Origin of the sequence: Sutterella massiliensis (assembly GCF_016899755.1) — a bacterium.
Taxonomy (GTDB): Bacteria; Pseudomonadota; Gammaproteobacteria; order Burkholderiales; family Burkholderiaceae_F; genus Sutterella; species Sutterella massiliensis.
The window spans coordinates 1-240 of the sequence record NZ_JACJJC010000528.1 but is presented as its reverse complement, the minus strand read 5'-3'; the positions used below and the strand labels follow the sequence as shown (position 1 = coordinate 240).

Annotated in this window: 1 protein-coding gene; it reads left to right on the top strand. The window is 53.3% G+C overall.

All coding sequences use genetic code 11. The features are described from left to right. Nucleotides 1–240 (top strand): hypothetical protein (locus H6A60_RS13580; RefSeq protein ID WP_205105399.1); only part of this gene is annotated, 240 nt, incomplete at both ends.

The following is a 240-nucleotide window of genomic DNA, read 5'->3' as shown; positions in this document are numbered from 1 at the left end:
GAATTCACTTGGTCATTGGGCGGCGGTCAGATTACCAGCGGTACTTTTGATCCCGGCATTAACGCATTGCCCGATGTCGGATCCGATGAGCGGATTGTTGTGGACCTTAGCAAGGTCAATTTCACCGATGTCACCCGGCTTATCTATGGGCAGGACGAAATAAGCTCGCTTGCGCCTTTGATCGGCGTTGATTCGACTTACGTTACAGGTTGGGGGTTGGATGCGCCGCCTCCCCTTGTA